23 protein-coding genes and 1 tRNA gene are annotated in these 22,546 nt (G+C 67.0%); 12 read left to right on the forward strand and 12 right to left on the reverse strand.

What is annotated here, in order from left to right; translation table 11 throughout:
• Positions 1 to 42: 42 nt before the first annotated feature.
• On the forward strand, positions 43 to 1,935 hold the full coding sequence (locus J2P76_RS09945) for an LTA synthase family protein (RefSeq protein WP_207406781.1): 1,893 nt from the start codon (positions 43 to 45) through the stop codon (positions 1,933 to 1,935).
• Between the two features lie 195 nt (positions 1,936 to 2,130).
• Here the strand turns inward: J2P76_RS09945 and J2P76_RS09950 are convergent, their stop codons facing one another.
• The gene (locus J2P76_RS09950; protein WP_207406783.1) at positions 2,131 to 2,901 is read right to left on the reverse strand and encodes a class II aldolase/adducin family protein; all 771 of its coding nucleotides are present in this window, start codon (positions 2,899 to 2,901) and stop codon (positions 2,131 to 2,133) included.
• 180 nt (positions 2,902 to 3,081) lie between these two features.
• Complete coding sequence (locus J2P76_RS09955; RefSeq protein WP_207406784.1) at positions 3,082 to 3,963, reverse strand: IclR family transcriptional regulator; 882 nt, start codon at positions 3,961 to 3,963, stop codon at positions 3,082 to 3,084.
• 206 nt (positions 3,964 to 4,169) lie between these two features.
• Between J2P76_RS09955 and J2P76_RS09960 the strand changes: the two genes are divergently transcribed.
• The 3 genes from J2P76_RS09960 to vapC all read left to right on the forward strand — a co-directional run bounded on the left by J2P76_RS09960 (position 4,170) and on the right by vapC (position 5,712).
• Entirely contained in the window at positions 4,170 to 4,943 is a 774-nt protein-coding gene (locus tag J2P76_RS09960) for an SDR family NAD(P)-dependent oxidoreductase (RefSeq protein WP_207406786.1), read from the forward strand.
• Between the two features lie 131 nt (positions 4,944 to 5,074).
• Complete coding sequence (gene vapB, locus J2P76_RS23815; protein WP_207406788.1) at positions 5,075 to 5,302, forward strand: type II toxin-antitoxin system VapB family antitoxin; 228 nt, start codon at positions 5,075 to 5,077, stop codon at positions 5,300 to 5,302.
• Positions 5,302 to 5,712: a type II toxin-antitoxin system tRNA(fMet)-specific endonuclease VapC gene (gene vapC / locus J2P76_RS09970; protein ID WP_207406790.1), complete on the forward strand. Its 411-nt coding sequence runs from the start codon at positions 5,302 to 5,304 to the stop codon at positions 5,710 to 5,712. The genes vapB and vapC overlap by 1 nt, the downstream gene beginning before the upstream one ends.
• Before the next feature lie 148 nt (positions 5,713 to 5,860).
• On the opposite strand, the gene J2P76_RS09975 is transcribed toward vapC, so the two are convergent.
• The 3 genes from J2P76_RS09975 to J2P76_RS09985 form a co-directional block, all read right to left on the reverse strand.
• Positions 5,861 to 5,937, reverse strand: a tRNA-Pro gene (locus tag J2P76_RS09975).
• A gap of 42 nt (positions 5,938 to 5,979) precedes the next feature.
• The gene (gene ispB / locus J2P76_RS09980) at positions 5,980 to 6,945 is read right to left on the reverse strand and encodes an octaprenyl diphosphate synthase (RefSeq protein WP_207406792.1); all 966 of its coding nucleotides are present in this window, start codon (positions 6,943 to 6,945) and stop codon (positions 5,980 to 5,982) included.
• Positions 6,946 to 7,088: 143 nt separating this feature from the next.
• Entirely contained in the window at positions 7,089 to 8,246 is a 1,158-nt protein-coding gene (locus J2P76_RS09985; RefSeq protein ID WP_207406795.1) for a fumarylacetoacetate hydrolase family protein, read from the reverse strand.
• Positions 8,247 to 8,355: 109 nt separating this feature from the next.
• Here J2P76_RS09985 and J2P76_RS09990 point away from each other — a divergent pair, with 109 nt between their 5' ends.
• From J2P76_RS09990 to proB, 5 genes are all read left to right on the forward strand, one after another.
• Positions 8,356 to 9,126, forward strand: a complete 771-nt coding sequence (locus J2P76_RS09990) for an IclR family transcriptional regulator (RefSeq protein WP_242697338.1) — start codon at positions 8,356 to 8,358, stop codon at positions 9,124 to 9,126.
• Positions 9,127 to 9,233: 107 nt separating this feature from the next.
• Positions 9,234 to 9,545, forward strand: a complete 312-nt coding sequence (rplU, locus tag J2P76_RS09995; protein ID WP_012251502.1) for a 50S ribosomal protein L21 — start codon at positions 9,234 to 9,236, stop codon at positions 9,543 to 9,545.
• Positions 9,546 to 9,582: 37 nt separating this feature from the next.
• On the forward strand, positions 9,583 to 9,843 hold the full coding sequence (gene rpmA / locus J2P76_RS10000; RefSeq protein WP_012251503.1) for a 50S ribosomal protein L27: 261 nt from the start codon (positions 9,583 to 9,585) through the stop codon (positions 9,841 to 9,843).
• Positions 9,844 to 9,934: 91 nt separating this feature from the next.
• Positions 9,935 to 11,071, forward strand: a complete 1,137-nt coding sequence (gene obgE, locus J2P76_RS10005; protein WP_207406798.1) for a GTPase ObgE — start codon at positions 9,935 to 9,937, stop codon at positions 11,069 to 11,071.
• Between the two features lie 73 nt (positions 11,072 to 11,144).
• Positions 11,145 to 12,281, forward strand: a complete 1,137-nt coding sequence (gene proB, locus J2P76_RS10010) for a glutamate 5-kinase (RefSeq protein ID WP_207406799.1) — start codon at positions 11,145 to 11,147, stop codon at positions 12,279 to 12,281.
• A gap of 6 nt (positions 12,282 to 12,287) precedes the next feature.
• Here proB and J2P76_RS10015 read toward each other — a convergent pair whose 3' ends face one another.
• Positions 12,288 to 13,022 carry a response regulator transcription factor gene (locus tag J2P76_RS10015; protein WP_207406800.1) on the reverse strand — a complete coding sequence of 245 codons (735 nt, stop codon included), beginning with the start codon at positions 13,020 to 13,022 and terminating at the stop codon, positions 12,288 to 12,290.
• 54 nt (positions 13,023 to 13,076) lie between these two features.
• On the opposite strand from J2P76_RS10015, the gene J2P76_RS10020 reads away from it, so the two are divergent.
• Positions 13,077 to 13,538: a helix-turn-helix domain-containing protein gene (locus J2P76_RS10020; RefSeq protein ID WP_242697339.1), complete on the forward strand. Its 462-nt coding sequence runs from the start codon at positions 13,077 to 13,079 to the stop codon at positions 13,536 to 13,538.
• Positions 13,539 to 13,624: 86 nt separating this feature from the next.
• On the opposite strand, the gene J2P76_RS10025 is transcribed toward J2P76_RS10020, so the two are convergent.
• On the reverse strand, positions 13,625 to 14,209 hold the full coding sequence (locus J2P76_RS10025; RefSeq protein ID WP_207406806.1) for a SecDF P1 head subdomain-containing protein: 585 nt from the start codon (positions 14,207 to 14,209) through the stop codon (positions 13,625 to 13,627).
• Between the two features lie 320 nt (positions 14,210 to 14,529).
• Here J2P76_RS10025 and thiC point away from each other — a divergent pair, with 320 nt between their 5' ends.
• Entirely contained in the window at positions 14,530 to 16,443 is a 1,914-nt protein-coding gene (thiC, locus tag J2P76_RS10030) for a phosphomethylpyrimidine synthase ThiC (protein ID WP_207406810.1), read from the forward strand.
• Positions 16,444 to 16,943: 500 nt separating this feature from the next.
• Here thiC and J2P76_RS10035 read toward each other — a convergent pair whose 3' ends face one another.
• From J2P76_RS10035 to J2P76_RS10055, 5 genes are all read right to left on the reverse strand, one after another.
• Complete coding sequence (locus tag J2P76_RS10035; RefSeq protein ID WP_207406811.1) at positions 16,944 to 18,374, reverse strand: aldehyde dehydrogenase family protein; 1,431 nt, start codon at positions 18,372 to 18,374, stop codon at positions 16,944 to 16,946.
• 107 nt (positions 18,375 to 18,481) lie between these two features.
• A complete protein-coding gene (locus J2P76_RS10040; RefSeq protein ID WP_207406813.1) occupies positions 18,482 to 19,894 on the reverse strand; it encodes an FAD-binding oxidoreductase in 1,413 nt (470 codons plus the stop codon).
• Positions 19,891 to 20,616, reverse strand: a complete 726-nt coding sequence (locus J2P76_RS10045) for a FadR/GntR family transcriptional regulator (protein ID WP_207406814.1) — start codon at positions 20,614 to 20,616, stop codon at positions 19,891 to 19,893. The genes J2P76_RS10040 and J2P76_RS10045 overlap by 4 nt, the downstream gene beginning before the upstream one ends.
• 77 nt (positions 20,617 to 20,693) lie before the next feature.
• Entirely contained in the window at positions 20,694 to 21,269 is a 576-nt protein-coding gene (locus tag J2P76_RS10050) for an isochorismatase family cysteine hydrolase (protein WP_347565301.1), read from the reverse strand.
• Complete coding sequence (locus J2P76_RS10055; RefSeq protein ID WP_207406815.1) at positions 21,266 to 21,859, reverse strand: YdeI/OmpD-associated family protein; 594 nt, start codon at positions 21,857 to 21,859, stop codon at positions 21,266 to 21,268. The genes J2P76_RS10050 and J2P76_RS10055 overlap by 4 nt, the downstream gene beginning before the upstream one ends.
• Positions 21,860 to 22,018: 159 nt before the next feature.
• Here J2P76_RS10055 and J2P76_RS10060 point away from each other — a divergent pair, with 159 nt between their 5' ends.
• Complete coding sequence (locus J2P76_RS10060) at positions 22,019 to 22,429, forward strand: VOC family protein (protein ID WP_207406816.1); 411 nt, start codon at positions 22,019 to 22,021, stop codon at positions 22,427 to 22,429.
• The last annotated feature ends 117 nt before the right edge of the window (positions 22,430 to 22,546 follow it).

Here is a 22,546-nt window from a genome sequence, read left to right on the forward strand (position 1 = left end):
GCGCCGCCCCGGCGCCTGGCGCCGGAGGCGGGGCCGAAGACTATGCGACATTCGACCCTACTGTTCATTATCGCGGCCTATGTGCTGCTGACCGCCAGCCGCCTGGCGCTGGCCGCCTGGCAATGGCGCCGCGTGCAGAATGCGGGCGGCCTGAAGCCCATTCTGCTGGGTGGCCTGCGCATCGACACCAACCAGATCGCCGTGCTGGTGGCCTGGCCCGCCGTGCTGTCGCCCTGGCTGGGGCACCTGCCGGGCGCCGCCACGGTCACCGGCATCTGGCTGCAAGTGTGCTGGGTGCTGCTGGGCTTCCTGGAAGTGGCCACCCCGGCCTTCATCACGGAATACGACACCCGGCCCAACCGGCTGTTCGTCGAATACCTGAAGCATCCGCGCGAAGTCTCGGGCATGCTGTGGCGCGGCTACAAACTGGAACTGGCCGGCGCGCTGGTGTCTCTGGTAGTGCTGGTGGCCATTGGCCATGCGCTGTTCGGCAACGCCGAGGCGGGCGCGCGCTGGGACTGGTGGCAAATGGCCCTGGGCAGCCTGGCCATCCTGGCCGCGGTGATCCTGGCCATACGGGGCACCCTGGGGCACCGCCCCATCAATCCGTCTACTGTGGCCTACAGCAACGACGGCATGCTGAACACCCTGGCGCTGAACTCGCTGTACAACGTGCTGTACGCGATCTACAGCATGAAGTACGAAAAATCGGCTGCCGCCGTCTACGGCCGCATGCCGGAAGAACGCATGCACGAAGTGGTGCTGTCGTGCGCCGGCCTGCCCCGCCCGCCGGCCGTGGCCACACACCCCAGCGTGCACCGCCAGGCGCCCACGCGCACCCGCGAGCGCCCGGCCAAGATCGTGATCATCCTGCAGGAAAGCCTGGGCGCGCAGTACAGCGCCGCGCTGGGCGGCGCCAACCTGACGCCGCAGCTGGATGCGCTGGCGCGCGAGGGCTGGGCCTTCACGCGCGCCTACGCCACCGGCACGCGCTCGGTGCGCGGGCTGGAAGCCGTGACGGCCGGCTTTCTGCCCACCCCCGCCCAGGCGGTGCTGAAGCTGCCCGCCGCGCAGCGCGGCTTTTTCACGCTGGCCGACGTGCTGGGCCGCCACGGCTACCACTCGCGCTTCATCTATGGCGGCGAATCGCACTTCGACAACATGAAGGCGTTCTTCCTGGGCAACGGCTTCGACGAAATCGTCGACCGCCCGGATTTCACCGACCCGGCCTTCGTGGGCACCTGGGGCGCGTCGGACGAAGACATGTTCACGCAGCTGGACGCCCGCCTGCGCGCCGACGGCGACCAGCCCTCATTCACCCTGGCCTTCACCGTATCGAACCATTCGCCCTGGGAATATCCGGCCGGGCGCATCGTGGTGGACGGCAACCCCGCCACGGTCGAGAACACGGTGCGCTATGCCGACTGGGCGCTGGGCCAGTTTTTCGAGCGCGCACGGCAGGCGCCCTACTGGGACGACACCGTGTTCCTGGTGGTGGCCGACCACGATTCGCGCGTGTTCGGCGACACCCTGGTGCCGGTGCGCCACTTCCACATTCCGGCGGTCATCCTGGGCGGCGGCATCGAGCCGCGGCGCGACGACAGCATCATCAGCCAGATCGACCTGCCGCCCACCCTGCTGTCGCTGGCCGGCGTGGCGTGCACGCACCCCATGGTGGGCCGTGACCTGACCCGCGCCGCCCCCAACCGCGCCATCATGCAATACGAGAACCACTACGGCTACCTGAAGGGCGAAGACCTGCTGGTGCTGCTGCCGGGCAAGGCGCCGGTGCAGTTCCGCTATGCCATGCCCGAAACCTTCGAACCCGCCGCCACCGACCCGGCGCTGGCCGAAGAGGCCCTGGCGCACGCGCTGTGGCCCAGCTGGGCGTACCGGGAAGAGCGGTATTGCGTGCCGGGTGATGTTCACGCCTGACGGCTCGCCGCCCTGCGCGGCCCAGATAGCCATTCATGCCGGGTGTCAGGCTCCGCAGGTGCCTGACACCGCTGTGTGCCATCGCTGCCTCAGTCGTACGGTGTCTGGCACCCTGCGGGAGCCAGACACCTAACAGCCCGTGGCGATGACGCGGCCTTCCTATACTGCGGTTTTCATATGGGCCGCTTCCCCGGTTCAAGTGCGATACGACGGATCGCGCCGGTTCAGCAAGCGCAGCATCGCCGGCCATTCCAGGATGCCGTGCGGCCGCCTGACCTCGGGCTTGTACAGGTGCTCGGTCTTGGCCACCACCGCGGCGTCCGGAATGTTCAGCTCGGTGTTGCAGGCCATGGCGTCCACCTGCGCGCGGCAGGCCATTTCCAGCCAGTAGATCGTATTGAAGGCCTGCGGGATATCGGCGCCGGTGACCAGCAGGCCGTGGTTGCGCAGCACCATCGCATCGCCCTTGCCCAGGTCGCGCAGCAGGCGCTCGCGCTCTTGCAGATCGATGGCCGGCCCCTCGAAGTCGTGATAGGCAATGCTGGCGAAGCGCATGGCCGTCTGGGTCAGCGGCAGCAGCCCGCACTTCAGCGCCGACACCGCCATGCCGGCGCGGCTGTGGGTATGGATGACACACTGCGCATCGTGGCGCGCGCCGTGCACGGCGCTGTGGATGACGTAGCCCGCGGGGTTCACGCCGTAGTCCTGGTGCGGGTTGAGCAGCACATTGCCGGCCACGTCGATGGTGATCAGGCTGGACGCCGTGATCTCTTCATACAGGTAGCCGTACGGATTGATCAGCAGCCGGTCGGCTTCACCCGGAATGCGCGCCGTGATGTGGTTGTAGATCAGGTCGCTCATGCCGTACATCGGCATCAACCGGTAGCAGGCGGCCAGTTCGACGCGGGTTTCCCATTCTTGCGCCGACACGGCCGACTTCACGTCCATGGTCAGGTCTTCGTTCATGCAACGCCTCCTTTGCGGCAACAGGCCAGAACTCGCGCGGCGCGAAATGCGCACGGCGCCTGACCATCGATGCTAGGGAGGCCCGCGGGCGCCCACAAGACCAGCCCCGGCGCGCGCGCCCGCTTTTTTTCATGAGACGAAATTACCGGTGCCCGGCGGCACGCCAGGCGCCCCGCACGCTCAGGTTCCGGCAATATGCGTGGGCGCGCGGAAGCACTGCAGCGCATCCGATTCGATGTCCGCCGCCGCCTCGACCATCTGCGCGTGGTACGTGTCGATGATGCCGGCGTGCAGCGTGGCATTGCTGCCGGTCAGTGTCAGCCCTGCAAACGGCCGCCCGGCCGCATCTCGGATCGCCACCCCCATGGCGGAAATGCCCGGCGCCAGGTCGCTGGTAGTGAACCCGAAGCCCGCCTGCGCGCTGCTGTCGCGCATGTGCTCCAGGGCCGGCAGCCGGTGGGTACCGCGCGTGCGGATCTCGCGCTGCGTGTTCTCTTCAATGATGCGGGCCCGCTCGGCGGCCGGCAGCAACTGCAATATGGCCAGGCCGGCCACGGCGGCGAACAGCGGGCGGCGCGACCCCACGCGGATCAGCATGCCGGGCAGGTCGGCGCTGCCGCGATTCTGGAAGACGCACACGATGTCGTTGCCGCTGCGCAGGCTCAGGCTGGCGATGCAGCCGGTGCCGGCGCCGACCTGCTCCAGGCGCGGCGCGGTCAGGTCCTGGAAATGGGCATAGCCCGGCAGGGCCAGGCCCATCTCGAACAGCAGCTGGCCGGGGTAATACTTGACGTCATGCGGATAGCGCTGGGCATACCCTTCCTTGACCAGGCAGGCCAGCATGCGATGACAAGTGGCGCGATCCAGCCCGGCCTGCTCGGCCAGGTCGGACAGGCGCCAACCGAACTCGCCCCGCGTGCTCAGCGCCTTCAGCAGCCACAGGGTGCGTTCGACGCAGCGCGCGCCCACTGGCGCCTTGGTGCCCGGCGTGCCGGAATCGCCCCGCGGCAACAGCGGCGCGGCATCCATCGACAGGCCCAGGGGAATGTCCCGTCCACCCATGTCTCTCTCCTTTCCGGTCACAAGCGCCGCGCAGGAGTATTTTTTAGTGTCCGGCGGCATCACCCATTCTAGAAGCGCGGTTTCGCGCGGCGCGGCCCGGGGAATGGAAGTTTCACCATATGAACTTTCCGGCCGGCTGGCAGCGGCGGCCCGGCACGGGCTGCGCCATAGTGGCGGCTCTACAGGCAACCGACCCGGCCATGGCCATGACCACACCAGACCCGTCCACATCGCCATTCGACCTGGCCGGCAAGACCGCCCTGGTCACGGGCTCGAACAGCGGCATCGGCCTGGAAATCGCCCGGGGCCTGCTGCGGCTGGGCGCGCGCGTGGCCATTCATGGCCGCGACGCCGCCCGCGCCCGCCAGCTTGCCGCACAACTGGGGCCCCAGGCGTGCTGGTGCGCCTTCGACCTGGCCGACGCGGCACAGCGCGAGCAGGGCTTGGCCGCGGCGCGGCAGTCGCTGGGCGAAATCGACATCCTGGTCAACAATGCCGGCGCGCGGCATCGACGGCCGCTGGCCGACCTGTCGCTGGACGATATCCGGCAGGTGTTCGAAGTGAACCTGTTCGGCGCGATCGAGCTGTGCCGCGCCGTGCTGCCGGCCATGTGCCGCTCCGGCTTCGGACGGATCGTGAACGTGTCGTCGGTCAGCGGACACCTGTCGCGCGAAGGCGACTTCGCCTACCCCATCAGCAAGCAGGCCCTCGAAGCCATGACGCGCGGCCTGGCGGTGGAATACGGCCGCCACGGCGTCACCTGCAACGCCGTCGCGCCGGCCACCATCGCCACCGAGTTCAACCGCGAACTGCTTTCCCAGGAAGCCAACCAGGCGCGCATCCGCGCCCGCAGCCCCCTGATGCGCTGTGGCGAGCCGTCCGAAGTGGTGGGCGCCGTGCTGTTCTTCGCTTCGCCCGCGGCCTCGTACGTGAACGGGCAGACGCTGCGGGTGGATGGGGGATATAGCGTCAAGTTCTAGGGGCGGATTTGGAATCGGTGGCCTGGCATCTTGCAACACTCGACCAGCCTGGGACAGATTCGTCCACTTGTTTCCCCGCCTATGTCAGCGTACGATGGTATATCCCAATTGTATATGGCAAGGAGAGCGATGTGAATCAGGGAGCCGTTTTCAAAATCAACCGCAGTCAGGCGGTACGCCTGCCCAAGGCGGTCGCGTTGCCCGCCGATGTCACTCGGGTCGATGTTCTGGTAGTTGGCCGAGCCCGGATCCTGGTGCCCGCAGGCGAGTCGTGGGATACCTGGTTCGCTGGCGACTCCGTGACCGGCGATTTCGCCGAGCGAGAGCAGCCGGACGACCAAACCCGCGAGGGATTCTGATGCTGAAGTTCATGCTCGATACGAACATCTGCATCTTCACGATCAGGAACAAACCGGAGGCCGTGCGCCTGGCGCTCAATCATCACCAAGGCCAGTTGTGTGTCAGCATGGTGACCGCGATGGAGCTCGTCTATGGCGCGGAAAAATCTGCAGTGCCGGCGCGCAATCAACCCGTGATCGAAGGATTTCTCGCACGGCTTGAAGTACTGGATTATGACCGGGCGGCCGCCGCCAATACCGGTCAATTGCGAGCAGAACTGGCACGCGTCGGCACTCCCATCGGCCCGTACGACGCAATGATTGCGGGACATGCCCGATCACAAGGCCTGGTGCTGGTCACCAACAACACGCGCGAGTTTTCCCGTGTGCCTGGATTGCGAATCGAGGACTGGTCCCAGGCCGCGGCATGATCGCCGCTGGCGCCGTGGTCAACGCCAACGTCATCTCGCCCGCAGCATCCAGAAAGAACGCACCACACGCAAAAAAGCCGGCACCGCTTGCGCGATACCGGCCTATGCAGTGGCGTGGGAAGCGCCACCAGGAATTCGACCAAATCAATGGTCGGGGCGAGAGGATTCGAACCTCCGACTCCTGCGTCCCGAACGCAGTACTCTACCAGGCTGAGCTACGCCCCGGCGTACCCCGCGGTTTTCGCCACGGGTTTTCAACAACCGCTTTCAACGATCACGATTGACCGCGAAAGCGCAGAATTCTAGCAGGGATTTCTGATAAACGGAAATGGGAAAGCCGGCCAGCGCCTGACGCGCGGCTTCGGCTTCGGCTTCGGCCGCCTGGCGGGCGTGTTCCAGCGCGTCGGTGGCCTGGATGGCCCGGGCCACGGCGGCGAAGTCGGCGTCGCCCGTCTTGATGGCGTTGCGGATCAGTTCGCGCTGCGCCGGCGTGCCGGTTTCCATGACGCGGATCAGCGGCAGCGTGGGCTTGCCCTCGCGCAGATCGTCGCCCACGTTCTTGCCCAGGGCCTGGGCATCGCCGCTGTAGTCGAGCACGTCGTCAACTAGCTGGAAGGCCGTGCCGATGTGCCGGCCATAGGCGGCGGCGGCCTCTTCCTGTTCGGGCGACGCGCCGGCCAGCACCGCGCCCACCTGGGCGGCGGCCTCGAACAGCTTGGCGGTCTTGTAGCGCACCACCTGCAGGTAGCGGCTCTGGGACACGTCGGGGTCGTGCACGTTCAGCAGCTGCAGCACCTCGCCCTCGGCGATGATGGTGGTGGCTTCGGACAGGATCTGCATGATGCGCATCGAGCCGGCCTCGACCATCATTTCGAACGAGCGCGAATACAGGTAGTCGCCCACCAGCACGCTGGCGGCGTTGCCGAACATGGCATTGGCGGTTTCGCGGCCGCGGCGCAGGTCGGATTCGTCGACCACGTCGTCGTGCAGCAGAGTGGCGGTGTGGATGAACTCGACCACGGCGGCCAGCAGGCGATGGTGCTCGCCTTGGTAGCCCAGCGCGCGCGCCACCATCAGCACCATGGCCGGCCGCATGCGCTTGCCGCCGGCGCCGATGATGTAGTCGGCGATCGTCCGGATGAGTACGACTTCCGAATCCAGGCGTGCGCGGATAACCGCGTCGACGGCCTTCATGTCATCGGCAATGGGGGCGATCAGCTCAGGGAGATTCAAGACGTATCCGGCACATTACAAGTCGAGCCGACCCGTGGCTCGGTGGTCCGCCGGCGCGGGCCTGCCGCGCCGGAACCCGGGGTCTGGCGAATTATACGGGGTATGCGTCCCCGTTCGCGGCGCCGGCGGCCGCGCCCGCCGCGCTACAGCCCGCGGCGGCGCAGATTGGCGTAAAGCGCGCGCACGCCGAAAGTCCAGGGCGCGATGCCATTGCACAGGCCCACGCGGTTGACCAGCGCGCCCAGGCGCGGCGTGGCGATGCGCACGACGTCGCCGGGCCGGTGTGTAAAGCCGCTGCCCTGCCCGCCGCGGTCTTGGGTGGGCGAGAACATGGTGCCCAGAAACAGCATGAAGCCATCGGGATACTGATGGTATTCGCAGGCCTGGCGCACCAGGTCGAGAGGGTCGCGGCTGATTTCGCGCATGTGGCTGACCCCGTCGAGCACGAAGCCGTCTTCGCCCTCGATGCGCAGCGACACGTCGTCCTGGCGCAGGTCGTCGAGCGTGTAGTGCTCGTCGAACAGGCGCACGAACGGGCCGATGGCGCACGATCCATTATTGTCCTTGGCCTTGGTCAGCAGCAAGGCGCTGCGCCCTTCCACGTCGCGCAGGTTGACGTCGTTGCCCAGCGCGGCGCCGACGGCCTGGCCGCCGCTGTCGACCGCCAGCACCACTTCGGGCTCGGGGTTGTTCCATTCGGACTGCGGCAGCAGCCCCACCCAGGCCCCGGTGCCCACCGACGCCATCGGCGGCGCCTTGGAGAACACCTCGGCATCGGGGCCGATGCCCACTTCCAGATACTGCGACCACTGCCCGCGCGCCTGCAGCTCGGCCTTCAGGGCCATGGCCTGCGGCGAGCCGGGCCGCAGCTGCGACAAGTCGGAGCCGATCAGCGCGTGGATGCGCGCGCGTACGGCTTCGGCCTGGCCGGCGTCGCCGCCGGCCTGCTCTTCGATCAGGCGTTCCAGCAAGCTGACCGCGAAGGTGACGCCGGCGGCCTTGACCGGCTGCAGGTCGCACGGCGCCAGCAGCACCGGCCCGGCGGCGGCATCGCCCGCCAGGCTGCGCGCCAGCAAATCGGCCACCGGCCCCAGGTCTTCGCCCCGGCCGTCGCGCGCGATGGCCAGCCGGTCGGGGTGGTCGAGCAGGTCGGCCAGGGTGGGCGCCAGGGCGGTCAGGTCTACCACCCGCCCCTGGCGCACCGCCACCACGCTGGGGCCGTCGATGGGGGCGGGACGCCAGGCGCGGCCCACCAGCAGGGCGCGGTCGAGGTCTACGGGCAAATCGTTCAAGGCGGTCATGCGGGCTCCGGTGGCGGGGCGCGGGCCGCCCCATCTCGTGCCGCCAGTCTAGGAAAGCGGCTTGCGGATGTCCAATATAATGACTTTGAATCCAATATATTGGACAACTATGCCCGCCCCCGATTACGACGTGCCGGCCATCCGCCGCGCCCACGACATCCTGCGCGCGCTGGCCGGCCAGCGCGGGCCGCTGCGCGCGGCCGATCTGGCGCGCGCCTGCGCCATGCCGCGCAGCTCGCTGTACCTGCTGCTGGATTCGCTGGTGCGGCGGCGCTGGATCGACCGGGCCGGCGACGGCTATGTCATCGGCCTGGAGCTGATGGCGCTGGGCGCGGCCTACCTGCGGCACGACGGCCTGCAGGCGGCGTTTCGCGCGGCCGCCAGCGAGTTCGTCGAACGCCACAACGAAGTCATGCAGCTGGCGGCGCTGGACGGCGCCGAGGTGGTGTACCTGGCCCGCGAAGACGCGCGCCGCCCGGTGCGGCTGGTGTCCGAGCTGGGCTCGCGCCTGCCTGCGCACGCCTGCGCGCTGGGCAAGGCGCTGCTGGCGGGCCTGCCCGAGGCGGCCCTGGCCGGGATACTGCCGCCGGTGCTGGCGCAGGTCAGCGAGCGCACCCAGACCGACCGTACCGCCCTGCTGCGTGAGCTGGCCCGGGCGCGGGCCGACGGCCTGGCGCAGGAACACGAAGAAGTGGCCGCCGGCCTGCACTGCTACGCCGCGTATGTGGGCGAAACCGCCCTGGGCAAGCGGGTGGCGGTCAGCACGTCGATTCCGGGCGACCGCCTGGAAGCCGCCCATGTGCGGGCCGTGGCGCAGGGCGTGCAGCGGGCCGCGCGGGCCATCGCCGCGCGCGTGGCGCTGGCGCCGGATGCCCGCTAAGCGCCCGGCCTGTAAGGGGTTTTTGACTTTTCCACAGGGGCACGCTAGAATCTACGGTTCGGTCAATACCGAAATTCATTCGTAGTACTCCCATTAAGGAACACCCCATGTACGCGGTCGTAAAAACCGGTGGCAAGCAGTATCGCGTTGCCGCTGGCGAAAAACTCAAGGTAGAACAGATACCTGCTGACATTGGGCAAGAAATCACCCTGGACCAGGTCCTGTCGGTGGGCGAAGGCGACCAACTGAAAGTTGGTACTCCTCTCGTCGCTGGCGCCGTGGTCAAGGCAACGGTTCTTGCGCATGGCCGGCACGACAAGGTCAAGATCTTCAAGATGCGCCGTCGCAAGCACTACCAGAAGCATCAGGGCCACCGTCAGAACTACACCGAAATCCGCATCGAAGCCATCACGGCTTGATGACCCGATCCGGTATTGATTAGCAGGAGCTATCAACATGGCACAGAAGAAGGGCGGCGGCTCTACGCGTAACGGTCGCGACTCAGAATCGAAGCGACTGGGCGTCAAGGTTTTTGGCGGCCAACAAATTCCGGCTGGCTCGATCATCGTGCGCCAGCGCGGCACCCGTTTCCACCCCGGCACCAACGTCGGCATCGGCAAGGACCACACCTTGTTCGCGCTGATCGACGGCAAGGTTCAATTCGGCTTCAAGGGCGCATTGAACAAGCAGGTCGTGTCGGTCGTGGCGGCCGAGTAACGGCAACCCGTTACCCGAACGGCAAAAGCCCTGTCGCATGCGGCAGGGCTTTTTTGCTTAACGGGCCGGCTAAATCAGGCAGAATACTTTCATGAAATTCGTAGACGAAGCCACCATTGAAGTCGTCGCCGGCAAAGGCGGCAATGGCGTGGCGAGCTTTCGCCGCGAAAAATTCATTCCCAAGGGCGGCCCCGACGGCGGCGATGGCGGACGCGGCGGCAGCATCTTTGCCGTGGCCGACCGCAATATCAACACGCTGATCGACTTCCGCTACGCCCGCCTGCACCGGGCCAAGAACGGCGAGAACGGCCGCGGCTCCGACCAATACGGCGCCGCCGCGCCCGACATCACCCTGCGCGTGCCGGTAGGCACCGTGGTGCACGATGCCGACACCGGCGACCTGCTGTTCGACCTGAATCGCCACGGCGAAAAGGTCACGCTGGCCGCCGGCGGCCAGGGCGGCCTGGGCAACCTGCACTTCAAGTCCAGCACCAACCGCGCGCCGCGCCAATGGACGCCCGGCAAAGAAGGCGAGCAGCGCCGCCTGCGGCTCGAACTGAAAGTACTGGCCGACGTGGGCCTGCTGGGCCTGCCCAATGCCGGCAAGTCCACCCTGATCAGCCGTATTTCCAATGCGCGCCCCAAGGTGGCCGACTACCCGTTCACCACCCTGCACCCCAACCTGGGCGTGGTGCGCACCTCGGCTTCGCGCAGCTTCGTGGTGGCCGACATCCCGGGCCTGATCGAAGGCGCCTCTGAAGGCGCCGGCCTGGGGCACCTGTTCCTGCGCCACCTGGCGCGCACCCGCGTGCTGCTGCACCTGGTCGACATCTCGTCGGCCGATCCCGACACCGACCCCATCGAGCAGGCCGTGGCCGATGCGCGCGCCATTGTCGAAGAACTGCGCCGCTACGACCCCGAACTGGCGGCCAAGCCGCGCTGGCTGGTGCTGAACAAGCAGGACATGGTGCCCGACCCCGAGGCCGCGCGTCAGCGCTTCATCGAACTGTTCGATTGGCAGGGCCCGGCGTTCGGCATTTCGGGCCTGAGCGGCGACGGCACCCAGGAACTGATCTGGGCGCTGCAAGACTACCTTGACGCCGAACAGCGCAAAGACCACGTGGCGCAAGACCAGGCACAGGGCACCTACGTGGCCGAAGACCCGCGCTTCGACGCCACCCGCGGCGACGCGGCCCCGCCCGGGGCGCCGCGTGGCGGTGACGAATAAGCCATAATCGCATTCTCGTCTACCGCCGGCCGCCCCCGCGGCCTTTCATCACCGCAACACCCCGGTCATCGCCATGACTGCCGACACTACCGCTGTTTCCGTTATTGCCTCTGCCACCCGGCTGGTGGCCAAGGTCGGATCTTCCCTGGTCACCAATGAAGGGCGTGGCCTGGACCGCGCCGCCGTGGCGCACTGGGCCGCCCAGATCGCCGCCCTGCGCCAGCAAGGCAAGCAGGTGGTGCTGGTGTCCAGCGGCGCCATCGCCGAAGGCATGGCGCGCCTGGGCTGGCGCAAGCGGCCGTCGGTCATGCACGAACTGCAGGCCGCCGCCGCCGTGGGCCAGATGGGCCTGTGCCAGGCCTACGAAGCCGCGTTCGCCGAACACGGGCTGCGCACGGCGCAGATCCTGCTTACCCACGAAGACCTGGCCGACCGGCACCGCTACCTGAATGCGCGCAGCACCCTGTTCGCCCTGCTGCGCCTGGGCGTGGTGCCCATCGTCAATGAAAACGACACGGTGGTCACCGATGAAATCCGCCTGGGCGACAACGACACCCTGGGCGCCCTGGTCACCAACCTGATCGAAGCCGATGCGCTGATCATCCTGACCGACCAGCGCGGCCTGTACGACTCGGACCCGCGCAAGAACCCGGCGGCGGTATTCGTGTCGCACGCCCAGGCGGGCGACCCGGCGCTGGAAGCCATGGCCGGCGGCGCCGGCTCGGGCATCGGCACCGGGGGCATGCTGACCAAGATACTGGCGGCCAAGCGGGCGGCGCACAGCGGCGCGCACACGGTCATCGCGTCGGGCCGCGAACGCCACGTATTGACCCGCCTGGCGCAGGGCGAGTGCATCGGCTCGGAATTGCGGGCCGTGCTGCCGGTGTGGTCGGCGCGCAAGCAGTGGCTGGCCGACCACCTGCGCCTGCGCGGCCGGGTGGTGCTGGACGCCGGCGCGGTGCGCGCCCTGCTGCACGAAGGCAAGAGCCTGCTGCCGATCGGGGTGACCGACGTGCAGGGCGAATTCGAACGCGGCGACGTGGTGGCCTGCGTCGACCCGCAGGGCGCCGAGTGCGCCCGCGGCCTGATCAACTATTCATCGGCCGACACGCGGCGCATTCTGCGCCAGCCGTCGTCGCAGATTGCGCGCATCCTGGGCAGCATGACCGACCCCGAGCTGATGCACCGCGACAACCTGGTGGTGATCTAGGGCGACCTAGGCGCCCGGCTGGCCGGGCGCGTGGGCGATGGCCGACGCATCGACATTGCCGGTGGGATTGTCGGCCAGGAAAATGTACCCCCACTGCCGCACCGCCAGCAGCGGCAATTCGACCCCCAGCCGCTGCGCCTTGGCGCGCAGGCGCGACACCATGACATCGACACTGCGCGCCGAACGTGCCTGATTCGGGCCCGACGGCGACGCCAGCAGCTGCGCGCGCGGCAGGCGATAGCCTGGCGCGGCGAGCAGGCGCCGGAAAAATGCGCTTTCGGTGAAAGTCAGCGGCAGGCGCTGGCCGCGCGGGCCGGCCAGTACCCGACCGCCGCTGGCCAGGCACCATCGGGATGCCTCGGACGGCGATTCGCCGCTGCGCAGCAGGGCCTGGGCGCGGCCCAGGGCGGCCAGCTCGCGCACTTCGACGTGCAATGAGCAGGTGGCGTCGGCGCCGGCGGCCAGTGCCACGATGCGCGATTCGACCTCGGCATCGTCGGCCAGCACGATCACGGCGGCCCGTGGCACGGTAAAGCGCGCGATGCCGGTCAGGGTGCACAAGGCATGGGCGGGCCCTTCCAGCACCAGCACCTGCGGCGCGCGGGCTTCGGCCAGCTCGCCCAGGCGGCCAATGGCGGCGCAGTCGCGCACGGACCAGCCCGTGGCGGCCAGGGCATCGGACAAATGTGGACGGCGCGGCACGCCGCCCCGGATGACAATGGCTTCAATGACCGCTTGCATGGATTCTCCGGCGAATATGACAAAAGTAATAATAGTGATCGCCAAAGTAATCTGATGGCACGGTTCAATCGGCCGGTGAAGACATTTTCGGACCGACTGAAGCACGCCAGATTGCTGCGCCACCACACGCAGAAATCGCTGGCGCGCGCCTGCGGGTTGTCACAAAGCACAATGTCGGGCTATGAAAGCGGCTTGCGCCGCTCCAGCCGTTCGCTGCGCAAGATCGCCCAGGTGCTGCGGGTCGAGCTGGATTGGCTGGATACCGGCAAGGGCCCGATGGAAAAGCGCGACGCCTACAGCCTGCCGGATACCGCGGACACACACACGCTGATGGAACCCGGCAGCGCGGGCGGCAAGGCGCCGCCGGCGCCCTGGCCGTTTCCCAGCGTGCCGCCGGCACAGATCAACGCCCTGACGGCCAGCGACAGGCGCGAAGTCGACAAATTGCTGCGCATGCTCGTGGACGGCTATCTGCGCTCGTACAGCGAGGGCAAGGGGCGCAAGCGGCGCGGCTGAGCCCCCATCATGCGGCAAGGCGCCCGCGGGCGCCTTGCGATGGGTTGCTTGCCGGGGCCTGGCCGGCCCCGGGTACGCACAAGGCCTTACTGCGCCTTGGGAGCCTGCGATGCCGGCGCAGCGGGATCGGCCGGCGACGGCGGCGTGGCGCTGCCGCCATTGGCGGCGGGCTGGTCGCCACGGATCTTGGCGGCGATTTCAGAGGCCGCCTGGGCCGACGACACGCTGAAGGCCAGCACGCCGCGGTTGAGCGGCTCGGCGATGCGCGGGGCGGCGACCAGTTCGCGGTCGATGACCAGGGCCAGCATGTTGCCGATGTTCTGGCTGCTGACGTCGTTGAGCTTGCGGGCGCCTTCTTCGGTAAAGCGCAGGCCCACGAAATTCTGCCCCTTGCGGTCGACCAGGGCGGCGGCTTCGGTAAGGTCGCCGCGGGTCAGCACGGGCTGGCGCTGCATGAACAGCGAACCGTCGGGGATTTTCACTTCCATCAGGCCGGGCCCGGTCTGGGACTGGGCCACATAGAACTCGACCACGGCGGCCGTGGCGGGCTGGGTGGCCTGGGGCTTGGCAGCCGCCTCGGCGGCGTCTTTCTGGGGCGCGGTCTTGCAGCCCGCGAGCACGAGCGTCAGGACTGCGAGAGCCGGGGCCAGTTTACGTAGGGAGGGTTGCATATCGGGTTCCTTCTTCAATGACTGGGGGCTGGCATGCCAGGCTACGTGCATCCCGGCGTTACAAAAAAGTGTACAGGTCTGGCGCGCAGACCGATAGCCCCAAGCGTATACAGATGTAAAGCGGTAATACGGCCTATACTGCGGGTTCACGCAGGGGTACTCGCTGGCCGCAAGCGGCTGGCGTGTTGAGAGAGTCCCTTCGTACCAGTACGGATAATGCCGATGCTGGGAGCGTATTCCGCGCCGCCCGCCAGGGTCCCACGCCCGCCCGGCCCGGAATCCATCCCGATTCGGCTCCAAACTCACCATTGGAGCTTTCCATGAACGCCAACCCGAAGTTCCTTGCCGCCACGGCCGAAGTCGATGCCGCCGCCGTCGCGCCGCTGCCCAAGTCCCGCAAAGTGTATGAAACCGGCTCGCGCCCGGACATCCGCGTGCCGTTCCGCGAAATCTCGCAAGACGACACGCCCACCATGTTCGGCGGCGAAAGCAACCCGCCCCTGACGGTATACGACACCAGCGGCCCCTACACCGACCCCGACGTGCGCATCGACATCCGCCGCGGGCTGCCGGCGCTGCGCAAGGCCTGGATCGAAGAACGCGGCGATACCGAGCTGCTGGCCGGCCCCACCAGCGAATACGGCCAGGCGCGCCTGACCGACCCCAAGCTGACGGCCATGCGCTTCGACCTGCAGCGGCCGCCGCGCCGCGCCAAGGCGGGCGCCAACGTGTCGCAGATGCACTATGCGCGCCGCGGCATCGTCACCCCGGAAATGGAATTCGTGGCCATCCGCGAAAACCTGCGCCGCGAACAGTACCTGGAAACCCTGCGCGCCAGCGGCCCGGACGGCGAAAAGCTGGCCCGCCGCCTGCAGCGCCAGCATCCGGGCCAATCGTTCGGCGCCGCCATTCCCGCCGTGATCACCCCCGAATTCGTGCGCGACGAAGTAGCGCGCGGCCGCGCCATCATTCCGGCCAACATCAACCACCCCGAAGTCGAACCGATGGCCATCGGCCGCAACTTCCTGGTGAAGATCAATGCCAATATCGGCAATTCCGCGGTCAGCTCGGGCATCGGCGAAGAAGTCGAGAAAATGACCTGGGCGATCCGCTGGGGCGGCGACACGGTCATGGACCTGTCCACCGGCAAGCACATCCACGAAACCCGCGAATGGATCGTGCGCAACTCGCCGGTGCCCATCGGCACGGTGCCGATCTACCAGGCGCTGGAAAAAGTGGACGGCAAGGCCGAAGACCTGACCTGGGAAATCTTCCGCGACACGCTGATCGAACAGGCCGAACAGGGCGTGGACTATTTCACGATTCACGCGGGCGTGCGCCTGCCGTTCATTCCCATGACGGCCGACCGCATGACCGGCATCGTGTCGCGCGGCGGCTCGATCATGGCCAAGTGGTGCCTGGCGCACCACAAAGAAAGCTTCCTGTACGAGCGGTTCGAGGAAATCTGCGAAATCATGAAGGCCTACGACGTCAGCTTCTCGCTGGGCGACGGCCTGCGCCCGGGCTCGGCCTACGACGCGAACGACGAGGCGCAGTTCGCCGAACTGAAGACCCTGGGCGAGCTGACGCAGGTGGCCTGGAAGCACGACGTGCAGGTCATGATCGAAGGCCCGGGCCACGTGCCCATGCAGATGATCAAGGAAAACATGGACCTGCAGCTGGAACACTGCCACGAGGCGCCGTTCTACACGCTGGGCCCCCTGACCACCGACATCGCGCCGGGCTACGACCACATCACCTCGGGCATCGGCGCCGCGCTGATCGGCTGGTACGGCACGGCCATGCTCTGTTATGTAACGCCCAAAGAGCACCTGGGCCTGCCCAACAAGAAAGACGTGAAGGACGGCATCATCACGTACAAGATCGCCGCCCACGCGGCCGACCTGGCCAAGGGCCACCCCGGCGCGGCGATTCGCGACAACGCGCTGTCGAAAGCGCGCTTCGAGTTCCGCTGGGACGACCAGTTCAACCTGGGCCTGGACCCCGACACGGCCAAGGAATTCCACGACGAGACCCTGCCCAAGGACTCGATGAAAGTGGCGCACTTCTGCTCGATGTGCGGGCCGCATTTCTGCAGCATGAAAATCACGCAGGACGTGCGTGACTATGCCGCGTCGCAGGGCGTGGCCGAAAAAGACGCCCTGCAAAAAGGCATGCAGGAGAAGGCAGTGGAGTTTGTGAAGAAGGGGGCGGAGATTTATCACCAGGCTTGAAGGTGGTGGTGGCTTTCTGTTGGCGTCGAGGCCGTGCCTGGGGGCGGGGGCGGGCTTCACGGGGCCGGTCGGCCGCCTTCGCGGCCGACATCGCGTTGTCAACCTCGTCAGCCTGCGGCTTCCTTCGGTTTCCCTCGCTCGGCCCCGAGGCGCCCGCCCCCGCCCCCAGGCACGCCCTCGACTCGCAACGGATGATCATCGCCGCATTGCTGGGGAGAATCGCGTTCTTTTGCTTCGTGGGGGGCCACCGGCCAGGAAAAGAAAATCGTGCGGGGCCGCCATGGCACGCCGCCCTGCGCGGCGCGCCATGGCATTCGGATGGCGGCCGGCTTGAGGGCTGATGCTGATTGGATTGCCAGGTGTCAGGCTCCCGAAGGGTGCCTGACACCGTGCTGTTGAGATAGCTGCTGCACACATCGGTGTCAGGCACCCTTCGGGAGCCTGACACCTGGCAACGACGTCAATAGAACGCCAACCTGACGCGCCCCGGGGCAAACGGCTTAGGCCGCGGTGTAAGCCGTCTTGACGCTGGTGTAGAACTCTGCCGCGTAGCGCCCCTGCTCGCGCGGGCCGTAGCTGGAGCCCTTGCGGCCGCCGAACGGCACATGGTAGTCGACGCCCGCCGTGGGGCAGTTGACCATCACCATGCCGGCCTGGGAATCGCGCTTGAACTGCGTGGCGTACTTCAGCGACGTGGTGCAGATGCCGGACGACAGGCCGAATTCAGTGTCGTTGGCCAGTTCCAGCGCATGCTCGAACGAATCGGCCGGGATCACCGCGGCCACGGGGCCGAAGATTTCTTCGCGGCTGATGCGCAGGTCGTTGCTGCAATCGACGAACAGCGCCGGCGTCATGTAGAAGCCGTCGGTGGCGCGCTTGACGCGTTCGCCGCCATAGGCCAGCTTGGCGCCCTCTTCGCGGCCGATGCCGACGTATTGTTCGTTTTGCGCCAGCTGGCTTTCATCGACCACCGGGCCGATGTCGGTGCCGGCCAGCAAGGCGTCGTCGATTTTCAGGCCCTGCAGGCGCTCTTGCATGGCGGCGACAAAACGCGGGTAGATGCCCTTTTGCACGATCAGGCGGCTGGATGCCGTGCAACGCTGGCCGGTGGAAAAGAACGCGCCATTGACGCAGCTTTCCACCGCCACTTTCAGATCGGCGTCGTCCAGCACCACCATGGGGTTCTTGCCGCCCATTTCCAGCTGCACCTTGGCCAGGCGCGTCATCGCGGCCTGCGCCACGCGGCGGCCAGTGGCCACCGAGCCGGTGAAGCTGATGGCGTCGACGCGCTTGTCGTCCAGGATGGCCTGGCCGACGATGCCGCCGCGGCCCATGACCAGGTTGAACACGCCCGGCGGCAGGCCGGCGCGGCTGAGGATCTCGGCCAGCGCCCAGGCGCTGCCCGGCACCAGGTCGGCCGGCTTGAACACCACCGTATTGCCGTAGGCCAGGGCGGGCGCGATCTTCCAGGCCGGGATCGCAATGGGGAAATTCCAGGGCGCGATGATGCCGACCACGCCCACCGGCTCGCGGGTGACGTCGGCTTCGACGCCGGGGCGCGTCATGGGCAGTTTCTCGCCCTGAATGCGCAGCGCCTCGCCGGCGAAGAACTTGAAGATGTAGCCGGCGCGGCTGGCTTCGCCGATGCCCTCGGGCAAGGTCTTGCCTTCTTCGCGCGACAGCAGGCGGCCCAGCTCTTCTTTGCGCGCCAGGATCTCGGTGCCCACGGCGTCCAGGATGTCGGCGCGGCGCTGGCCGGTGGTGCGGGCCCAGTCATACGCGGCGGCGCGCGCGGCCGCAATGGCCTGGGCGGTCTGGGCGGCGTCGGCCTGGGCATATTCGCCCACGATGTCGGCCAGGTTCGAGGGATTGATGTTGTTGCGCGTGTCGACGCCGTCGACCCAGGCCCCGTTTATGTAATTCGCATGCATGTGTCTCTTCCCGTAGGGTGGATGAATGAAATGCCTCCGCGCCGCAGCGTTGGCAAGCCCGTCCGGAAGCGGCGGGCCCGCCGCTGCGCGGCTGGCGGCGCAGAAAACTACAGCAGCTTGCCAGGATTCAGAATGCCGGCCGGATCGAGCAGCCGCTTGATGTCGCGCATCAGCCGAAGTTCCAGCGGATCTTTGCTGTGCAGGAAATGGTCGCGCTTGAGCTGGCCGATGCCGTGCTCGGCGCTGATGCTGCCGCCATAGCGGTTGACCTCGTCGAGCACGATGTCGGTAATGGCCGCGCCATGCTGCGCCGCCCAGTCGCGCGGCGCGCCGGCCGGGCGCGACAGGTTGTAGTGCAGGTTGCCGTCGCCGAAATGGCCGAAGATGAACGGCCGGATATCGGCATGGGCGCCGCGCAGCCGCTGTTCGGCCGACTGCATGAAATCGGGGATGCGCTCGATGGGCAGGGAAATATCGTGCTTCAGGTGCGGGCCGTCGGCGCGCTGGGCCTCGGAGATTTCTTCGCGCAGCTTCCACAACGCCTGCAGCTGCGCCAGCGACGCGGACACCGCGGCATCCAGGCACAGCTCGCGCTCGAGCGCGGCGCCGATCACGTTTTCCAGCAGCGTGTTCAGGGCGGCTTCGTCGGCCGTGTCGGCCAGTTCCATCAGCACGTAGCCGGGATAGCGCTGCGCGAAAGGCTCTTGCACGCCCTGCGCATGGGCCAGCACCAGGTCGACGCACTGGCCGGTGAAGAATTCATAGGCCTGCAGGCGCGAACCGCATTGTTCGTAGACCAGCTCGAACAATTGCAGCGCCTGGGCGGGCGACTGTACCGCCGCCAGCACCACCGAGCGCACGCTGGTGCGCGGGAACAGGCGCAGCGCCACCGCGGTGATCACGCCCAGCGTGCCTTCGGCGCCGATCAGCAGCTGCTTCAGGTCATAGCCGGTGTTGTCTTTGCGCAGGGTGCGCAGGCCATGGAAGATTTCGCCGGTGGGCAGCACCGCCTCGATGCCCAGCACCAGTTCGCGCGTCATGCCGTAACGCACCACATTCACGCCGCCGGCGTTGGTGGACACGTTGCCGCCGATCTGGCACGAGTCTTCGGCCGCCAGGCTGAGCGGCAGCAGGCGCCCGGCCTCGTCGGCCGCGCGGCGCAGGTTGCCCAGAATGCAACCCGCTTCGGCCACCATGGTGTTGGCGATGGTGTCGATGGAGCGCACGGCGTTCATGCGGTCGAGCGCCAGCACCACATTGGCCGGCTGCGCGTCGGGCGTGGCGCCGCCGCACATGCCGGTATTGCCGCCGCGCGGCACCACCGGCACGCCGGCCTGCTGGCACAGCGCCAGGCACTGGGCCACGTCTTCCGTGCGGCGCGGCCGCACCACCGCCTGGGCCTGGCCGTTGTACAGGCCGCGCCAATCGGACAGCCAGGGGGCGATGTCGTCGGGCGCGGTCAGGACGGTATCGGGGCCCAGCGCCTGCACCAGGCGCTGTGAGAAATCTGACGGGTTCATGGCGTAGGCTTGGAATCGAACGAAGAGAAATCGAGCCGCAGGCGGGCGGCGGCGCGCTGCAGGTGCAGCACGGCGGCGGCGCGGGCGCGCTGCGGGTCGCGCGCGGCAATGGCCTGGTACAGGGCGACGTGTTCCTGGTGCACGTCGACCACCAAATCGGCCTGATGCTGCTGGGTATTTTCCCGCGCAATGCGCACGGCCGCACGCACTTGCAGATTCAGATACTGCAGCAACTGCTGGTAGTAAGTGTTGTGGGTGGCCACGGCGATGGCGCCATGGAAGCCGATGTCCTGCTCGACGCCCTGGTCGTCGGCGTGGCTGAGGGGGTTTTCCAGCGCCGCCAGGCAGGCGGCCATGCAGGCCAGGTCGGCCTCGCTGCGCCGGGCGGCGGCCAGGGCCGCGGCCCCGCCTTCGAGTTCCATGCGCAGTTCGTACACGCTGGCCAGTTGGGCCCGGTCGAGCGTGGCGCGGCCGGGCACCTGGAAACCCGGGCTGGCGGTGCGCGACACCACCGTGCAGCCGGCGCCCTGGCGGCTTTCTACCAGCCCCTGGGCCCGCAGGCGCTCGGTGGCCTCGCGGATGACCGCCGCGCTGACGCCGTACAGCTGCGCCAGGGCCTTGCCGGTGGGCAGCTTGCCGCCCACCGGATACACGCCGGCGGTAATGTCGGAAGCCAGCTTGCCGGCGACCTGCTCGGTCAGGGTGAGCGACTTGGTTAGCATCCGGGTATTGTACGGTGGTTTTCAGGTTATATGAAAACTTTCACGGCGAGCCTGTCCCCAGGTGCCCTCCGGTGGCCCTAGGCCAGCAGCGACAGGGCCTCGGCCAGCGACAGCACCGTCGTGCGCGACTCGAATGCGGTCGAGAACAGATGCTCGTGCACCACCGGGTCCGGGTCGTAGCAGCAATCCTTGACGGTCAACAGGCGGAAATCCGCGTCGCTGGCATACGCCACCGACGACAGCACCACCCCGGTCGAGGCAATGCCCGCCATGATCAGCGTATCGATTCCCCGCGCGGCAAGCTGCGGCATCAGGTCGGTGCCGAAGAACACACTGGCCCGGTGCGCCATGACAATCGGCTCGTCGGGCCGCCGGCCCAGCTGCGGCGACACCTGGTCATTAACGAAAAGCCCCAGCTGCTTCATGCCCTGGCCGTTCTTGTTGCGCGGGCTGACTTCCGGGTAGCCGGGGCTGAAGTGAATCTTGGCGAAATAGACCCCGACGCCCTTGCCGCGCGCCGCGTCGCACAGCTGGCGGGTATTGGCGAGCAACGCGGGGGCGACCGACGGGAAGAGATTCAGGATGTCGGTTTGATAATGCATGACCAGCAAGGCGGTCTGGCAAGGGGTGATGGCCAGGGGAGTGTGGGTCACGGATGTACCTTTTCGTGTCGTTCCAGCATTTGCACGAACTGTGAAATTCGCTTGGCGCGCGTTTCGGCCTTCTTGGCAGTTTGTATTCTGAACAGAACGGCGTATCGATTCCGACCGTCGAGCGTTCCGAAGAAGTCCTTCGCTCGCGCATTGCCGTCTAGCGCCGACTGAAAATCACCGGGTACCGTTGCCTTGCTGGCCGAATCATATGCAGCATCCCAGCGCCCGTCGGCCTTTGCGCGCTCAATTTCTCTGAGCCCGGCTGGTTTCATGGCGCCTGCTTTGACCAGGGCTAGCGCTTTTTCCTTATTGATTTTGGACCAAATGCTTTTGTCTGAGCGTCGAGTAAATTTCTGGAGCCAGAATTGCTCGCTGTGAGCTTGCTTTTGTCCATCTATCCATCCAAAGCAAAGGGCAATCTCAACGGCTTCGTTGTATGAAACCGACTGGACATCGGCGCTTTTTTTTGCAAATTTCAGCCACACGCCAGACGATGTGTCGTGATTTTCTATCAGCCAGGCAGCCCAGTCTTGTTGCTGCTCAAAGTGACAAACCGGCAGGGCGGTAGACGACTTAGGTGGAGATTTCATCCTGGACTCATCTTCGGGCACGACGCGTGCCATAGGTGTACACGAATAACAAACCCGATGAAAGCGCCAATCCTCCGATTCAGGCAAGTGGCATGTACCTGGACACCCGCCCCCAACCCTATTGATAATCACAACATCGCCCTCTCACCCCCAATCTCCATGTTCTCCCACATCTTCGTCGGCATTACCGACTTCGACCGCGCCCTGCGCTTCTACGAACGCCTGTTCGAAGTCCTGGGCCTGGAACAGCGCTTCTTCGACGCCGACATCCCCTGGGCAGGCTGGCAGTCCAAGGGAGCCGACCGCCCGTTGTTCGCGATCGCCAGGCCCTTTGACGGCAACCCCCACGAGCCGGGCAACGGCCAGATGACAGCCTTTCTGGCCGTGACACGCGAGCAAGTACGCCAAGCGCATGCCGCAGCGCTGCAGGCGGGCGGAACTTGCGAAGGACAACCGGGCCTGCGGCCGCAATACCATCCGCATTACTACGGGGCCTACTTCCGCGACCCGGACGGCAATAAGTTGTGCGTGGTCTGCCATCATCCGGAACAGGCCGACACCGCCACCTGACCCTTCCCCAATGAACCAGCCCTTCGTTCCCCCCGGCTACGACAACGCTCCCGACGCCACCTGGGCCACCGATCACGCCGTCCTCGTCCGCATAGCGTACTGGCCCGCCGGCACACA

It is taken from the genome of Bordetella petrii, assembly GCF_017356245.1.
In the GTDB taxonomy this organism is placed as follows: Bacteria; Pseudomonadota; Gammaproteobacteria; order Burkholderiales; family Burkholderiaceae_B; genus Bordetella_A; species Bordetella_A petrii_D.

What these genes read in the sequence shown, in the direction of transcription:
- J2P76_RS09945 (WP_207406781.1), top strand. Translation starts at nt 43, where the DNA reads ATGCGACATTCGACCCTACTGTTCATTATCGCGGCCTATGTGCTGCTG.
- J2P76_RS09950 (WP_207406783.1), bottom strand. Translation starts at nt 2,901, where the DNA reads ATGAACGAAGACCTGACCATGGACGTGAAGTCGGCCGTGTCGGCGCAA.
- J2P76_RS09955 (WP_207406784.1), bottom strand. Translation starts at nt 3,963, where the DNA reads ATGGGTGGACGGGACATTCCCCTGGGCCTGTCGATGGATGCCGCGCCG.
- J2P76_RS09960 (WP_207406786.1), top strand. Translation starts at nt 4,170, where the DNA reads ATGACCACACCAGACCCGTCCACATCGCCATTCGACCTGGCCGGCAAG.
- vapC (WP_207406790.1), top strand. Translation starts at nt 5,302, where the DNA reads ATGCTGAAGTTCATGCTCGATACGAACATCTGCATCTTCACGATCAGG.
- J2P76_RS09985 (WP_207406795.1), bottom strand. Translation starts at nt 8,246, where the DNA reads ATGACCGCCTTGAACGATTTGCCCGTAGACCTCGACCGCGCCCTGCTG.
- J2P76_RS09990 (WP_242697338.1), top strand. Translation starts at nt 8,356, where the DNA reads ATGCCCGCCCCCGATTACGACGTGCCGGCCATCCGCCGCGCCCACGAC.
- rplU (WP_012251502.1), top strand. Translation starts at nt 9,234, where the DNA reads ATGTACGCGGTCGTAAAAACCGGTGGCAAGCAGTATCGCGTTGCCGCT.
- rpmA (WP_012251503.1), top strand. Translation starts at nt 9,583, where the DNA reads ATGGCACAGAAGAAGGGCGGCGGCTCTACGCGTAACGGTCGCGACTCA.
- obgE (WP_207406798.1), top strand. Translation starts at nt 9,935, where the DNA reads ATGAAATTCGTAGACGAAGCCACCATTGAAGTCGTCGCCGGCAAAGGC.
- proB (WP_207406799.1), top strand. Translation starts at nt 11,145, where the DNA reads ATGACTGCCGACACTACCGCTGTTTCCGTTATTGCCTCTGCCACCCGG.
- J2P76_RS10015 (WP_207406800.1), bottom strand. Translation starts at nt 13,022, where the DNA reads ATGCAAGCGGTCATTGAAGCCATTGTCATCCGGGGCGGCGTGCCGCGC.
- J2P76_RS10020 (WP_242697339.1), top strand. Translation starts at nt 13,077, where the DNA reads ATGGCACGGTTCAATCGGCCGGTGAAGACATTTTCGGACCGACTGAAG.
- J2P76_RS10025 (WP_207406806.1), bottom strand. Translation starts at nt 14,209, where the DNA reads ATGCAACCCTCCCTACGTAAACTGGCCCCGGCTCTCGCAGTCCTGACG.
- thiC (WP_207406810.1), top strand. Translation starts at nt 14,530, where the DNA reads ATGAACGCCAACCCGAAGTTCCTTGCCGCCACGGCCGAAGTCGATGCC.
- J2P76_RS10035 (WP_207406811.1), bottom strand. Translation starts at nt 18,374, where the DNA reads ATGCATGCGAATTACATAAACGGGGCCTGGGTCGACGGCGTCGACACG.
- J2P76_RS10040 (WP_207406813.1), bottom strand. Translation starts at nt 19,894, where the DNA reads ATGAACCCGTCAGATTTCTCACAGCGCCTGGTGCAGGCGCTGGGCCCC.
- J2P76_RS10045 (WP_207406814.1), bottom strand. Translation starts at nt 20,616, where the DNA reads ATGCTAACCAAGTCGCTCACCCTGACCGAGCAGGTCGCCGGCAAGCTG.
- J2P76_RS10055 (WP_207406815.1), bottom strand. Translation starts at nt 21,859, where the DNA reads ATGAAATCTCCACCTAAGTCGTCTACCGCCCTGCCGGTTTGTCACTTT.
- J2P76_RS10060 (WP_207406816.1), top strand. Translation starts at nt 22,019, where the DNA reads ATGTTCTCCCACATCTTCGTCGGCATTACCGACTTCGACCGCGCCCTG.